7 protein-coding genes and 1 pseudogene are annotated in these 15,019 nt (G+C 69.3%); 4 read left to right on the forward strand and 4 right to left on the reverse strand.

Annotated elements, in window-relative coordinates:
- Nucleotides 1-353: 353 nt before the first annotated feature.
- The 3 genes from eccCa to A5643_RS06140 form a co-directional block, all read right to left on the reverse strand.
- Nucleotides 354-4,553: a type VII secretion protein EccCa gene (gene eccCa, locus A5643_RS06130; protein ID WP_066853004.1), complete on the reverse strand. Its 4,200-nt coding sequence runs from the start codon at nucleotides 4,551-4,553 to the stop codon at nucleotides 354-356.
- Entirely contained in the window at nucleotides 4,550-6,067 is a 1,518-nt protein-coding gene (gene eccB / locus A5643_RS06135; RefSeq protein ID WP_066853005.1) for a type VII secretion protein EccB, read from the reverse strand. Before eccB ends, eccCa begins: the two co-directional genes overlap by 4 nt.
- Nucleotides 6,068-6,200: 133 nt before the next feature.
- A complete protein-coding gene (locus A5643_RS06140) occupies nucleotides 6,201-7,430 on the reverse strand; it encodes an MFS transporter (protein WP_066853007.1) in 1,230 nt (409 codons plus the stop codon).
- Nucleotides 7,431-7,581: 151 nt separating this feature from the next.
- Here A5643_RS06140 and malQ point away from each other — a divergent pair, with 151 nt between their 5' ends.
- From malQ to A5643_RS06160, 4 genes are all read left to right on the forward strand, one after another.
- Complete coding sequence (malQ, locus tag A5643_RS06145; protein ID WP_066853010.1) at nucleotides 7,582-9,732, forward strand: 4-alpha-glucanotransferase; 2,151 nt, start codon at nucleotides 7,582-7,584, stop codon at nucleotides 9,730-9,732.
- Between the two features lie 599 nt (nucleotides 9,733-10,331).
- Entirely contained in the window at nucleotides 10,332-12,065 is a 1,734-nt protein-coding gene (locus tag A5643_RS06150; protein WP_066853030.1) for a molybdopterin-dependent oxidoreductase, read from the forward strand.
- A 39-nt stretch (nucleotides 12,066-12,104) separates the two neighbouring features.
- Complete coding sequence (locus A5643_RS06155; RefSeq protein ID WP_066853012.1) at nucleotides 12,105-13,841, forward strand: molybdopterin-dependent oxidoreductase; 1,737 nt, start codon at nucleotides 12,105-12,107, stop codon at nucleotides 13,839-13,841.
- Nucleotides 13,842-13,885: 44 nt separating this feature from the next.
- A complete protein-coding gene (locus A5643_RS06160; protein ID WP_066853014.1) occupies nucleotides 13,886-14,701 on the forward strand; it encodes an LmeA family phospholipid-binding protein in 816 nt (271 codons plus the stop codon).
- 12 nt (nucleotides 14,702-14,713) lie between these two features.
- Here A5643_RS06160 and A5643_RS06165 read toward each other — a convergent pair.
- A pseudogene (locus A5643_RS06165) lies at nucleotides 14,714-15,019 on the reverse strand (hypothetical protein); the annotation flags it as partial.

A 15,019-nucleotide genomic window follows, 5' to 3' on the forward strand; every position in this document is an offset into this window, starting at 1 on the left:
TGACCACGACATGGACGTGCTCTTCCTCCCGAAAACCCACAGAACATTCCTTGATCGCACACAGCAGATACTCTGCAACGGAGGTTATGGAATGTGGCCGCACAGGTAAACAACAGGCAACATCCAGGGAATGGTTGGGCATTGCCGGTGCCGACCGCGCCGCAAACCGGGCCGGGTCGTGGCGCAGCTCACATAAACCGGTCCTGAGCTGCGGTTCTCCGGTGCGGGGTGGGCGCCGGACCACCCCGCCCGCCAACGCGACGGCGAGTCGCCTCGAGGTTGCGATCACGGTGCGCGCAACCGCACCGACCGCCTCGCGAGGGGATCCGCCGGGGGCGCTGCGGCCCGGTCGGCTAGGCCTGCGCGGTGGCCTGCTCCCCTGTCGCCGGCGCCGGTCGCCGCAGTTCAGTGGCCGCGACCTGGACGAACACCCCGGTGTCTTCGGCCATCAGCAGCCCACGGCCACGCGGCAGCGGACCGCCCTTCATCTTGCCGCGGATGAACCCTTCGTCGGGGTCGGCGTCCATCACCAGCAGCGGGGTGTTGGCCTGGTGCAGCGCCCGCAGAACCGGGTCACTGCCGGCCGACGCCCAGCCGCCGAACGTGCGGGTTGCGATCACGTGCAGCCCCACGTCGGAGGCGCGGTTGACCCACGCCGCCGCCTTGTGCAGCGGCGAGTCGAACCCGGCGGGCAGTTGCTGGATGTCGTCGATGATCAAGAAGATCTCCGGACCGCTCCACCACGACTGCGACATCAGTTCCTCGGCGGACAGCCCCGGCGGCGGCTCGCGGCCGGCCAGCGTCACGGCCAGCTCGTCGACCAGCGCGTTCACCCCGTCGAGGTTGTAGGCGAAGCGCTCCATGTACTCCGGGCCCAGCGTGGTCAACAGCTGCCGGCGGGGGTCGATCAGCCAGACCTGCGCCGAGGGCCTCGTGGTCGGCGGAGCGACGCTGCCGCCGGGCGCGTAGACCCGGCTGATCTCGTTCATGATCGTGGCCAGCGTGGTGGTGCGGCCGCTTTCCCGGCGACCGGTGACCATCAGGTGCGAGGCCTCGGCGAAATTGAGGTACACCGGCAGCAGGTCCAGCTCCGAGATCGCCCAGGCGATTCCGCCGGCGCCGACGCCTTCGCGGTGATCCGCCGCCGCGAGCTCACGCAACTGCTCGAGGCTGAACCAGGCCGGCAGCCGGCGGATCGGCCGCGCCCGTCCGGTGGCCACCTGCGCCACCGCCGCCGCGATGCTGTCGGACTCGAACACGTTCTCCGCGGTGTCGGCCCGCGCCGGGCGCGCGACCAGGGTGTGCAGGCCGGCTTGCGGGTCGGCGTCGAGTCGCACGTAGTTGACCGGCACCATGCCCCGGCCCGGTTTGGCCGGCACGTCCTTGGCGAACCGGGAGCGCACCAGCTTGGCGTCCTCGACCGCGGCCAGCCGCAGCTCGACGCGCGACCCGAACCCGCTGCGCACCGGGGGCCGCAGCTCGGATTCCCGGTCGGCGGTGACCACCACGTGCACCCCGAAGGACGGGCCCTGGTTGATGATCTGGTTGACCTGTTCGATGAGGACTTCGTTCTCTTCGGCCAGCGCCCGGTAGTTGTCGATGACCAGGAAGACGTCGGCGAAGCCGTCGTCAGGCACCGCGCCGGGGTCGCCGCCGAACTTGCGCGCCCGGAACACCTCCATCGACGGCACGTCGTACTCCAGGAAGCTGCGCTTGCGGTCGCGCACCAAACCGAGCATCTCCGCCACCGTGCGCCGCACCCCGTCGGGGTCGGTGGGGCCGGCGACGCCGCCGACGTGCGGCAGGCCCGCCACCGTGTTCAGCGCGGTCCCGCTGTAGGCCAGGCAGTAGAACTGCACCTGGGCCGGGGTGTGGGTGAGCGCCGCCGAGCAGATCAGCGTCTGCAGGGCGGTGGTCTTGCCCGAGCCGCCGGCGCCCAGGATCAGCAGGTTGGCGCCCGGTCCGGAGGTGTCGATCGTCCACGGCGGCTGGTCGTGCTTGTAGGGCCGGTCGATGACGCCGATCGGGAAGATCAGATCGCCGTTCCGGCCGTAGTTCTGCTGCCACGGGTGGCCGAGGAAGCGGTTGACCAGCTCGTCGACCGGCACCGGCGTGTCCAGTGGGGGCTGCCAGAGCCGGTAGGGCTCGAAGTCGATCTGGCGCAGTTGGTCGATGATCACCGTGCCCACCCGCGGGGTGCGGATGTGCTCTTCCTCTTCCGCCTCCATCTCGACGGGCAGCGCTTCGGCGGGCTCGGGTTCGAGGACGACGGTCTCGACGTCCTGCCCGCCGACGGCGACCTCCACCGGGGCGAAGCCGGTGGTGAACAGCTGCGGCCGGATGTAGTCGACGCTGTGGGTCAGGGGCCGGTGCTCGTCTTCGAAGGAGCGGCCGCGCCGGTAGTCACGCCACAGGAACTCGGCCTGGAACCGGATGATCTCGTCACCGCTCTTGCGGAAGTAGCCCAGCCCGGCCTGCGCGGGCAGGTTGACCGCGTTGGGCACCCCGGCGGCCTGGGCGGCGCCGGCGGTGCGGGCCTTGAGCACCAGGCGGTAACCCATGTTCTCCATGAGTTTCTCCGCCCGGCTCTCGATGGTCTGCGAGGCCATCATCAGGTGGATCCAGTAGGCGCGGCCCTGCCGGCCGATGGAGTCGAGCACTTCGACCGCGGTCGGCATGATGCGGAACCACTCGTAGAACTCGTCGATCACCACGACGAGCATCGGCAGCGGTTCCATGTCCTGGCCGCGGGCCCGCATCCGGGTCCGGATCTCGTTGTACTCGCGGGCGTCGTCGGCGCCGGCGCTGTCGCAGACCGCCTTGCGTCGGGCGATCTCGCCCCACATCGCTTCCAGAAACCGTTCCATCAGCGCCTGGTCTTCTTCCAGGTCGGTGATGATGCGGGAGACGTGCGGCACCCCGGCGAACGGCTTGACCGCCGACCCACCCTTGAGGTCGGCCAGCACGAACTGCAGTTCGTCGGGCGGGTGGGCCAGCAGCAGCGACTCGATCACCGTACGCACCAGGGTCGACTTACCCGACCCGGTCGTCCCCGACATCACCCCGTGCGGTCCGTCGCCGCCCTCGTCGAGCGATTTCATGTCCAAGAACAGCAGTTCGCCGTTGTCCGAGCGGTTCCCGAACGGGATCCGCAGCCGGTCCCGGGAGAGCAGTTCGCGGCGGCCCGCCCACAGGGCGTCGAAGTCGATGGCCGCGGCATCGTCGATGCCGTAGTAGGACAGGATGTCTCGCGCGCTGATGTGCGCGACCCGTTGGCCGATCTCCTCGTAGGCCTCGGCCAGCCGCCAGCGCGCCAGCCGCTGCGCGAACCGTTCGGCCTCCATCTCGCTGAGTTTGTCGGCCAGCGCGAAGAACCAGGCGTTGTCGTCGATGACGATCCAGGTGTCGCGGTCGCGGGGCAGCGCCTCGATCACCCCGAGTTCGTTGACGAACCGCAGGGTGCGCTCCGGGGTGGCGCAGGCCGGAACCGAGGACCCGGTCAGGTCGAAGAACGTGATCCCGTCGATGCCGTCGGTGCTGATCGCGTAGCCCCACTCCTCGCTGGCGACATCGGCGATCACCACGTAATGCGGTGTCGGCAGCTGTGATTGGGCATTGGCGAAGCGCGGCATGAACGAACCGCGGCCGGCGAACAGGTCGCCCTGCTCGGCGCCGAACTCCTGCACCGAGGGATAGACCATCCGGGCCTCACCGGCGGCGTCGCGACGGCGCGGGTCGCCGAAGTGGGGCAGCCACTTCACCCAGTCCCACTCGTCGACATCGGAGGTCACCACGATCATGCGCAGGTGGTCGGGGCCGTGCGAGAAGGCGAGTTGGCAGATCATCGCCCGCATCGCCCCCAGGACCTGCTCGCGCTTCCCGACCAGGCTGTAGCCCGGCTCGACGAGCAGCGAGACCATCTTCGGCAGGTTGTAGACGACGCTCTGGAAGTGCCCGAACTCCTGCAGGGCCTTACCGGTCACCGGCTCCAGTTCGATGTCGGTGGGCATGTCGTTGGGCTCGCCCCAGGTCACCTCGGGGCGGGTCATGCCGACGCCGATGCGGACGACACCGAAGTTGAGGTCGGTGCCGTCGGGACGGCGCTCCCACATGCGCCCGGAGCCGACCGCCGCGGTGAGGGTCTTCGGCGCCGGATGGAACCACCGGTAGTTGGCGTCCATGCTGTCGGCGGACTCGCCGGCGGTCTGGCGCAGCCGGTCCAGCATCACCATGAACTGGCCGCGCATCGCGTCCAGCTTCGGGCGGCTCATCTGCTGCTGGCCGCCGAACCGGCCGGAGAACATCATCATGCCGACGCCGAGCACCAGGAACAGCGGGAAGATCATCCCCGCGCCGAGGAACATCCGCGACCCGCTGGCCACGGTCATCGCGACCATGCCGCCGACCAAGCCGACGACGACGACCCCGATCACCACCAGCCACCAGGGCTTCTCCTCCGGCGGGGGGACGCTCAGCGGCGTCGGCAGGCCCAGGTTCTCCGGCTTGACCGTCGGCGCAGGCGCCGGTGTCGGCCGGGCAAATCCACGCTTCACCTTGGTACCGCCAATTCTTTCGGTTTCATGTCTGTGGGCAGGACGTCATGTTGGACCAGGGCGTCCGCGCGCGACAGGGTCGGCCCCATCGCCAGCAGCCGCGCCGCCACCCACGGCGCCCGGGTGGGAGCGTCGGTCAGCCCCAACGCTTTCCGCACCTCCTCGCTGCTCTCCACGCCGTACCGCACCCCGGTGCGCCCGATCCACCACAGCGATTCGGTGGTCGCCGCTTCCGGGTCGTTGCCGGTGACGACGATGAAGTTCGCGTAGTCGGTGCCGAAGTAGACCTTGTCGGCCATGATCGCGGTGTCGTCGGCCTTGACCAGCGACACCACCTTGGCCGGGTCGGAGACCGGCACGGTCGGCCCGGACACCACCTGCACCCGCGCCATCTGCTCGCCGTCGCCGCGGTCCCACCACCAGCACGTCGCCGGGTTCGCGCGGGTGTCGACGACCTGCAGCGGGCTGGTCGGGTAGGCGGACAGGTCCAGTCCGTCGACCACCGGCATCGTCGCCAACTTGGGCGGCGACACCACCGCGGGCTCACCGCCGGGCGTGGTGCCGGCGTTCTGCAGGATCTGCGCGACGACGGGCGAAACCGTCTGAACCCCGTCGGTCAGCACCACCGAGTACTGCTGCGGACCGCTGACCTGGGGCGTGACGATCACCGTGCCCACCGGTCCGGGCGCATTCGGGAAGGCCGCCGGCTCGCCGACGTCGGGCACCTGCGGAACCGAGAGGTCGGGGCCGACCGGGATGGCGTCGTAGAGGGCCCGGCTCATCGGCCGGGCGCGGGCCACCTGCTCGGGGGTGAGCCCCAGCGGCAGCAGCACCGCGCGGTCGGCGGCGTCGATGTGGGAGCGGCGCCCGTGCCGGATCACCCACGCGTCGTCGTCGTAGCGCAACACCACGGCGTCCTGGTCACCGAGCACCCGGCGGCGCTCGGAGAGGTCGGGCTGGCCGTCGATCACGGTCACCGTCACCGGTTCGGTGATGCCGGTGCCCAGCGTCGTGGTCACCTCGTCGCACACCAACCACGACGACGCAGCCGGGCTGACCGGGGAGAATTCCGACGGCGCGCCGGGGATGCCCACCAGCGGCCCGTGGGGTTGCTCGGCGATCTGGCTGGAGCGCACCTTGTGCGGGTTGTCGGCCCTGCCGGTGATCAGCCGCGCCGAGGCCAGGTTGAGCGCGGGGTGCAGCGTGTCACCGACCCGCACGTAGAGCGCCCCGGAGTCACGGTCCTGGATGATCGGCGAATCCCCGAGACTGCCCGCCGGGCTGAGAAACGACCACAGCAGCGCACCGAGGCAGATCAACGACGCCGCGGAGATCGACGCCAGCACCGCCAGCGACTGCCGCCGGCCCGGCTCGACCTCCATGCGCACGCGCCACTGCGTCAGCGCGAGGGCGGTGCGCCGGGCCAGGAATTGGTGGCCCGTCATCTGGGTCCGGGTGGACAGCCCCAGACCGGCCCCCTGCGGGTGCCGCGGGCCGTCTGGCTCAGCAGCCATGACGACCCCCGACCCGCACCGGGGCCCACTCAGCGGAAACGCTCGAATACGGCGTCGACCTGCACGTCACACCCAATACCGTAGGCCACGGCCGCCACGGCGCGCACACCGCGGGCGGGCGGTTCCGCCGGCGTCATCTCCCGTTTACCCGACCGTTGTCCAGCCGTCGATTTCGACGATCCCCGGCTGCGGCTCGCGGACCCGCCAACACCCCGGCCAACGCGACGACGACCAGACCGGCCGCCGGGGCCACCAGCAGGCCGGTGCGCAGGCCGCTGGCATCGGCGATCAGTCCCACCAGTGGCGGGGAGAGCAGGTAACCGATCCGCATCAGCCAATTGACCGCCGTCAGCCCGGTGCCCGGCCGCAGACCCGCCAGCTCGTCGGCTCCGTGCATGGCGGCCGGCACGACGGTGGCCACCCCGAGCCCCGCGGCGGCGAACCCGGCGATGGCGACGCCGACCGCCGGCCAGCCCAGCGCCGCCCCCATCCCGACCGTGATGAGCACGCCGCCGGCCCGGGTCACCGCCCGCGTCCCGAACCGGTCGACCAACCGGTCACCCAGCAGCCGCCCCACCAGCTGGAAGCCGACCAGCGCCACGTAACCCAACGGCGCGACCGCTGCCGCGGCGCCGCCCTGCCGCAGATACAGCGTCGCCCAGGAGTTTCCGGCGTCTTCGACGACAGCACCGGCCAACGCCAGCAGCACCAGCGCGCTCAGGGTCAGGTAGGCCCCGAGCGCGGGCCGCCGTGCGCGCGCGACCGCACCGGCCCGGCCGGGGGGCGACGTGTCGGGGCCACGCAGCAGACCGCGGTAGGCCGCCAGGCTGAGTGCGGCGCAGGCGCTTCCGGAGACGGCGAGCTGTACCGCCGGGGACACCCCCAGCGCGATGGCGACGATACCGGCGAGACCGCCCAGCACCGCCCCGGCCGACCACACGGCGTGCAGCGCGTTGATGATCGACCGGCCGTATCGGCGTTGGACCCGCAGCCCGTGGGCGTTCTGCGCGACGTCGGTGAGCGCGTCGGCACCGCCGGCGCAGCCCAGCGCGGCCGCGAACACGGCGGGAGTGGGCGCCGCGGCGGCCACGGCGACGGCCACCGCGAGCAGCAGCGTGCTGCCCACCGCGAGCCGCGCGGACCCCCATCGGCGGATCAGCGCCCCGGCGGTCGGACCGGCGATCAGCGCACCGGCGGCGAAGGCGGCGACCGAGGCGCCGTAGCCGAGGTTGGACAGCTGCAGCTGCGCCTTGAGCTCCGGTAACCGCGGTAACAGGTTGGCCAACAGCGCACCGTTGGTCAGGAACAGCGCCGACACCGCCGCCCGGGCCCGACGGTCGGTCGAGGTGGGAGTTGTCGGCATCCAATGCCTTCCGTGCCGGCGCGATGTTCTCGTCTTGGGCCATTGTGGCGTTGTGCGTTCCGCCGCGGGTGGCGGCGCCGAGCGTGGACGATGGGCGGTACCGCGGGAAGCCGGCGAACCGGTGGGTTGGCCGTGACGGGAGGAGATCGCCATGACCGAACCGGCGCTGGCGGAGTTGGCCCGCCGATTCGGTGTCGCGACCGCATATCGGGACTGGACCGAGCAGCTGGTGCCGGTCCCGGAATCCACCCTGGTGGCGGTGCTCGCCGCGCTCGGCGCTCCCGCGGCGACCGGCCCGGAGCGGGCGGCGTCGCTGGCCGAGACGGAGCGGCGGCATTGGGCGCGGCCGCTCCCGGCGGCCGTCGTGGCGCGCGCGGGCGCCGAGCAGACGTTCTGGGTGCACGTCGTCCACGGCGCCGCGGCCGAGGTGTCGGTGCGGCTGGAGGACGGGACGCGGCGCCGCGACCTGCGTCAGATCGACAACTTCACGCCACCGTTCACGCTCGACGGCAGGCAGTTGGGCGAGGCCAGTTTCGTCCTGCCCGCCGACTTACCGCTGGGCTATCACCGGCTGCGCCTGCGGTCCGGGGCCGAGGTGGCCGAGACCACCCTGATCGTGACGCCGGATCGGTTGGAGCTGCCGGAGCGGCTCGGTTCCCGCCGTGGCTGGGGGCTGGCCGTCCAGCTCTACAGTGTGCGATCGCACCGGTCCTGGGGAGTCGGCGACCTGACCGATCTCACCGACCTGGCGGTGTGGTCGGCCTACCGGCACGGCGCCGACTTCGTCCTGGTCAACCCGCTGCACGCCGCCTCCCCCAGCACGCCGATGGAGCCGTCACCGTATCTGCCCACCTCGCGCCGCTTCGTCAACCCGCTGTATCTGCGCGTGGAGGCCATCCCGGAATTCGCCGACCTCCCCAAGCACGGCTCGGCGCGGCACCTGCAATCGCAGGCCCAGCAGACGACCCGTTCCGACGTCATCGACCGCGACGGCGCCTGGGCCGCGAAAAGACCGGTGCTGGAACAGCTTTACGGCGTGCCCCGAACGGCCGGCCGGCAGCTGGCCTTCGCTGCTTACCGCCGGCGAGAGGGCGCAGCACTGGACGCGTTCGCGACCTGGTGCGCGCTGGCCGAGCGGCACGGCGGGTCCTGGCGTGACTGGCCGGAGCCGCTGCGCCACCCCGACAGTCCGGCCGTCACCGAGTTCGCCGCGGCGCACCCCGAGGCGGTGGATTTCCACCGCTGGCTGCAATGGCAACTCGATGAGCAGTTGGCCGCGGCGCAGTCGCAGGCGCAGCGCGCCGGGATGGCGTTGGGAGTGCTGCACGATCTCGCCGTCGGCGCCCACCCCGAGGGCGCCGATGCCTGGGCGTTGCAGGACGTGCTGGCCTCCGGGGTGACCGTCGGTGCGCCGCCGGACGCGTTCAACCAGCTCGGCCAGGACTGGTCGCAGCCGCCGTGGCGCCCCGACCGTCTCGCCGAGCAGGGTTTCCGGCCGTTTCGCGATTTGATCACCGCGGTGTTGCGCTCGGCCGGCGGAGTTCGAATCGACCACATCATCGGGTTGTTCCGGCTCTGGTGGATCCCACCGGGCGCCTCCCCCGCCGACGGCACCTACGTCCATTACGACCACGAGGCGCTCATCGGCATCGTCGCCTTGGAGGCCCATCGGGCCGGTGCCGTGGTCGTCGGCGAGGATCTGGGCACCGTCGAGCCCTGGGTCCGCGACTACCTGCACGAGCGCGGGGTGCTGGGCACCTCGATTCTCTGGTTCGAGACCGAGCAGGACGAGCCGCTGCCGGCCGAGCGGTGGCGGCGGGACTGTCTGGCGTCGGTCACCACCCACGACCTGCCGCCGACGGCCGGTTATCTGGCCGGCGACCATGTGCGGTTACGCGACGCGCTGGGTCTGCTGACCCGCCCGGCCGACGAGGAGATGGCGGCCGACCGCGCCGCCCAGGCGGCGTGGCTGGCGGAGCTGCGCCGGGTCGGGCTGTTGACGGACGACGCCGACGTCGAGCAGACGGTCCGCGCGCTCTACCGGTATCTGGGGCGCACACCGGCCCGGCTGCTGGCGGTGGCGCTGCCCGACGCGGTCGGTGACCGGCGCACCCAGAACCAGCCCGGCACCGTCGACGAATACCCGAACTGGCGCGTTCCGCTGGCCGGGTCCGACGGCACACCGGTGCTGCTCGAGGAGGTGTTCGACGACGAACGGGCCGCCGCCCTGGCCGAGGCGGTGCGCGCGGTGGTCACGCCGCGCTCCCCCGGGTCGGGCGGAACCGGGGTGGGGGCCGACTGACCCGCTTCACCGCGACTATGACCAATCTCACGGTGATGCTCTGCGCGCCGTCTCCGCCCCGTCGTCGTGCGAGACACGCCGGGCCCGGCCATCTCGCCGAAAAGAGGTCGACCGGCGGCAGCCCACTGCCGCACCGGAACCGGCCAGCAACGTTTCAGCCGCCGATCAGTTGCCGCCGGGCCGTGACCGTATCGAGACCTTCCAGCAAATGCCGCAATGGTTTTCGTTAAATCGTTTGGCTCGGGCCCGGCCACCGCCCCGGATCGGCGGTGACTCCAGCTATCCGCACCGGTCCCTACTCACCACTAGGCGTACGCGGTCCGGTGACCGGTGGCACGGAAAGGCGTGTCCCCCAATGTTGGACAACGACGCAGGTCCTGCGACCGCACAGGGTACGGTTTAGCTAACCCTACCGGGGTGGCCGTTCGCCTGTTGTTCACCCCGATGTGAGTAAGTATTGGTCACGACCAAGCGCTGAAGGGAGGCCCGAGTTGGCCAGCGAAGGACACGGCCCCGCACAGCGGGAGAGTGCAACCGGAACCGCCGTCTCTTCGGGCGAGTCCAACGAGTTCGCCGAAGCCGAGCTCGTCGAGCTCGAACTGGAATTCCGGCAGAACTATGCCGATGAGATCCACCACGCCGAAGACACCATCGACGTCGCGCACTATGGCGGTGGATTCGATCTGTCCCGCCGCGCCACCGCACCGAAGCTGCGGATCGGCAAGGACAAGTGGTTCAACCTGCTGTGGCTGATCCCGATCGGGCTGGTCGGGCTCATCATCGCGGTGGCCATCGGCAAGGGGTTGGCCAACAACCCCACCATCCAGGATTTCATCGAGCGCTATCCCGGAACCGACGAGTCCAACCCCGGGCCGGCGGGGATGCCGTGGTGGGCGAACTGGACCCACTTCTTCAACCTGTTCCTGATGATGTTCATCATCCGGTCCGGAATCCAGATCCTCTGCGACCACCCGCGCCTGTATTTCAGTCGCAACTCCACCCCCGGTAAGGACGAGTGGCTGCGGGTGGGGCCGCCGGTGCCCGACGACCCGCTGTGGACCGCCAACGCCGACACCGTCGCGCTGCCACCGCAGTTCGGGCTGCCCGGGTTCCGCCACTCCATCGGGTTGGCTCGCTGGTGGCACCTGGGCGTCGATGTGCTGTGGCTGCTCAACGGCGCGGTGTTCTACGTGCTGCTGTTCACCACCGGCCACTGGCGGCACGTGGTGCCCACCAGCTGGGACGTGTTCCCCAACGCCGCCTCGGTCGCCATCCAATACCTCTCGCTGGACTGGCCGGACGACAACGGCTGGGTGGCCTACAACGGCATGCAGCTGCTGGCCTACTTCACCACCATCTTCATCGCCGCCCCCGCCGCCCTGATCACCGGGCTGGGGATGTCGCCCGCGCTGTCGCAGCGCCTGACCGTGATCAGCAAGCGCCTGAACATTCAGGTCGCCCGGTCGCTGCACTTCTTGGTGCTGGTCTACTTCCTGTTCTTCATCGTCGTTCACGTCACGCTGGTGTTCGCCACCGATGCGCTGCGCAACCTCAACCACATGTTCGCCGCCCGCGACGACAACAGCTGGGTGGGGTTCTGGGTTTTCGCGCTCGCCATGACGGTCACCGCGGTCGCCTGGGTGTGGGCCACTCCGTTCACCATCCGGCATCCGCGGGTGGTGCAGCGGGTCGGTGATGCCCTGATCGGCCCGTTCCAGCGGGTGCTGGAGCGGTTCAACCCGCGGCCGGGGGCGTTCACCGAAGAGGACATCTCGCCGTACCACTGGCGCAACGGCCGGCTGCCGGAGACCGAGGAATACCAGGAACTGGAGAAGAACGACTTCAAGGACTGGCGCCTTCAGGTCTACGGCCTGGTGGAGAACCCGACGGCGTTCTCACTCGACGACTTGAAGGAACTGCCCTACCACGACCAGATCACCCAGCACTTCTGCATCCAGGCGTGGTCCGGGGTGGCCAAGTGGGGCGGGGTGACCATGCAGACGATCATGGATGAGGTCAAGCCGCTCCCCGAAGCGAAGTGGGTGGCGTTCTACTCGATGGGGCTGGGCGCCAGCGGCGGTATTTATTACAGCGTGCACCCGATCAAGCAGATGAGTAACCACATGACGATGCTGGCGTACAACATGAACGACCAGCCGCTGCCGTACATGCACGGTAAACCGCTGCGGTTGCGCAACGAGTTGCAGCACGGCTTCCGGCACGTCAAGTGGCTCAAGGGCATCGAGTTCCTGGCTCATTACAACGAGATCGGCAGCGGTTACGGCGGTTACAGCGAAGACCACAAGTACTTCGGTCGCCATCAGACGATCTGATACGGACGTACAGGAAAACGTTCAGCATTCGGGCGTAGAGTGCCGTGTGTGAGCACGGTCGATTATCGCTCGGAACTGAAAAGCGCTGAACACGAGGTCAATTCGGAGACCTGGGCCGGCGGACTCGAAGACAAACGGGCTGTCGCACCGAAGTTGCGGGTGGGCAAGGACAAATGGCTCAACCTGCTGTGGCTGATCCCGATCGGGTTCGTCGGGCTGGTCGCCGCCGTCGCCATCGGCAAGGGGCTGGCGAACAACGACGCCGTCCAGGACTTCATGCGGCGCTACCCCGGATCGGATCCATCCAGCGCAGGCCCGACCGGAATTCCGTGGTGGGCGAACTGGACCCACTTCTTCAACCTGTTCTTGATGACGTTCATCATCCGGTCGGGGATCCAGATCCTCGCCGACCACCCGCGGCTGTACTACAGCCGCAACGCCACCCCGGGCAAGGACGAGTGGCTGCGCATCGCCAAGCCGGTCCCCGATGACCCGCTGTGGACGGCCAAGGACGACTCGGTGGCGTTGCCCTATCAGTTGGGGCTGCCCGGGATTCGGCACTCGATCGGGTTGGCTCGCTGGTGGCACCTGGGCGTCGATGTGCTGTGGCTGGTCAACGGCGCGGTGTTCTATGTGCTGCTGTTCACCACCGGACATTGGCGCCACGTGGTGCCCACCAGCTGGGACGTGTTCCCCAACGCCGCCTCGGTCGCCATCCAATACCTGTCGCTGAATTGGCCGGACGACAACGGCTGGGTGGCTTACAACGGTCTGCAACTGTTGGCTTACTTCACCACCATCTTCATCGCCGCGCCCGCCGCCCTGATCACCGGGCTGGGGATGTCGCCCGCACTGTCGATGCGCCTGACGGTCATCAGCAAGAGGCTGAGCATCCAGTTGGCCCGCTCACTGCATTTCCTGGTGCTGGTCTATTTCATCCTGTTCATCGTCGTTCACGTCACGCTGGTGTTCGCCACCACGGCGCTGCGCAACCTCAACCACATGTTCGCCGCCCGCGACGACGACGGTTGGCTGGGGTTCGGCATTTTCGCGCTCGCCATGGTGGTCACCGCGGTCGCCTGGGTGTGGGCCACCCCCTTCACGCTGCGCAACCCCGGCGTCGTGCGCCGGGTCGGTTACGCGTTGATCGGTCCGCTGCAGCGATCACTGGAGCAGGTGAACCCGAAGCCGGGGGCGTTCACCGAGAAGGACATCTCGCCCTACTTCTGGCACAACGGCACCTATCCGGAGACGGTCGAATACAAGGAGTTGGAGAAGAACGACTTCAAAGACTGGCGGCTTCAGGTCTACGGCCTGGTGGAGACGCCGCGGGCGTTCTCCCTCGACGAGCTGAAGGCACTGCCTTACCACGAACAGATCACCCAGCACTTCTGCATCCAGGGCTGGTCGGGGGTGGCCAAGTGGGGCGGGGTGTCGATGACGACGATCATGGACATCGTCAAACCGTTGCCGGAGGCCAAATGGGTGGTGTTCTATTCGCTGGGCTCGGGAGCCGACGGCGGCACCTACTACGACGCCCACGACATCAAGCAGATGGACCACCATCTGACGATGCTGGCCTACAACATGAACGATGCGCCGCTGACCTACGGCCACGGCGCTCCGCTGCGGTTGCGTAACGAACTGCAGCACGGGTTCATGCATGTGAAGTGGCTCAAGGGCATCGAGTTCGTCGACCACTACCGCGCGGTGGGCGGTGGCCACGGCGGCTACAACGAGGATCAGGAGTTCTTCGGGCCTCGCCACACCATTTAGAATCCTGAGGCAGGTGCTCTGCCGGATTCGAGGATGCTGGACTCATGACCCGTTCTGGGCCGTTGGGCCGGTGGGATCCATTCCGCCCGCTCGACATGCTGGCGACGCTGTTTTCGACGGCGGCCGCCATCCCGCCGGTCTCCTCCGGCGCGGCGGTGGCCTACCGGACGCTGTTCATGACCCTGCGCCGGCTGGTGGTGGGCCGGCGGCTCACCGTGCACCTCGACGAGGGGTCGCTGAGTTTGATCGTCACGGGGTTCGACTCCCGCCTCGACGTGCGCAACCTGTCGGTGGGCCAACTCGACGACGTCCGCATCGAGGCCCGCGAGTTGGTATGGGACGACAACCGGCTCGATCGCGCCACGGTGCTGCTGCGCAACGTCCACTTCCGGCCCAGCACGCCGCCGGTGATCGTGGCCGCGCCGGTGGAACTGACCGTCGACCTGCCCGCGTCGGTCGTCGGTGACGTGATCGGGTGGGCGATGCCGCGGCTGGCCGGCCAGATCGGCGCCGACGGTGTCGCCCGGCTGCACTGGGCGCGCCGGCCGCTGCTGGGCAACCTGGAGGTCGACGCCCAAGTCGACGGCTCCACCTTGTGGCTGCAGCCGCGCGGCGTCGTACTACGCCGGCGCCGGTGGGCGCTGCCGGAGCGGATGCCCGCCTACCCGATCCACCTGCCGCCGTTTCCGCACGGGCTGGAGTTGACCGATGTCCGGGTCGGCCCCGAGACGCTGCAGCTGACCGGGGTATTGCCGGAATGGCGCATGGCGGTGCCGCAGGCGGGCCTGGAGACGATCATCACCCAGCTGAGTTCGGTGGGCCGGCAGCTCAATTTCACCCGCGCCAACCGGTGGTGGTGACGGCTCGGCCGGTCAGATCGCGCTCCAGGCGACGTCGATGCTGTCGGCGACATTGATGACCTGCGCCGCCTTCGACGCCGGGTTCTCGATCTCACCGGCGACGTGCTGGGCGATGAACCGACGGATCTCGGCGTCGACCCCGCCGATGATGCGCACCACCTCACCGCGGATCGAGGTCGAGGAGACTTGCACGGTGATGTCGCTGGCCCGCGGCTTGGCGACGTCGACGATGAGTTGCAGCGGTTCGGCCGCCCTGGCGGTGGCGTGCAGCGCGATGTCGCCGGCGACCACGAATCGCTGCTTGTCCAGCCGCAGGTC

The organism is Mycobacterium sp. 1274756.6, assembly GCF_001668625.1.
Lineage (GTDB): Bacteria > Actinomycetota > Actinomycetes > Mycobacteriales > Mycobacteriaceae > Mycobacterium.

What these genes read in the sequence shown, in the direction of transcription:
- eccB (WP_066853005.1), bottom strand. Translation starts at nt 6,067, where the DNA reads ATGGCTGCTGAGCCAGACGGCCCGCGGCACCCGCAGGGGGCCGGTCTG.
- A5643_RS06140 (WP_066853007.1), bottom strand. Translation starts at nt 7,430, where the DNA reads ATGCCGACAACTCCCACCTCGACCGACCGTCGGGCCCGGGCGGCGGTG.
- malQ (WP_066853010.1), top strand. Translation starts at nt 7,582, where the DNA reads ATGACCGAACCGGCGCTGGCGGAGTTGGCCCGCCGATTCGGTGTCGCG.
- A5643_RS06160 (WP_066853014.1), top strand. Translation starts at nt 13,886, where the DNA reads ATGACCCGTTCTGGGCCGTTGGGCCGGTGGGATCCATTCCGCCCGCTC.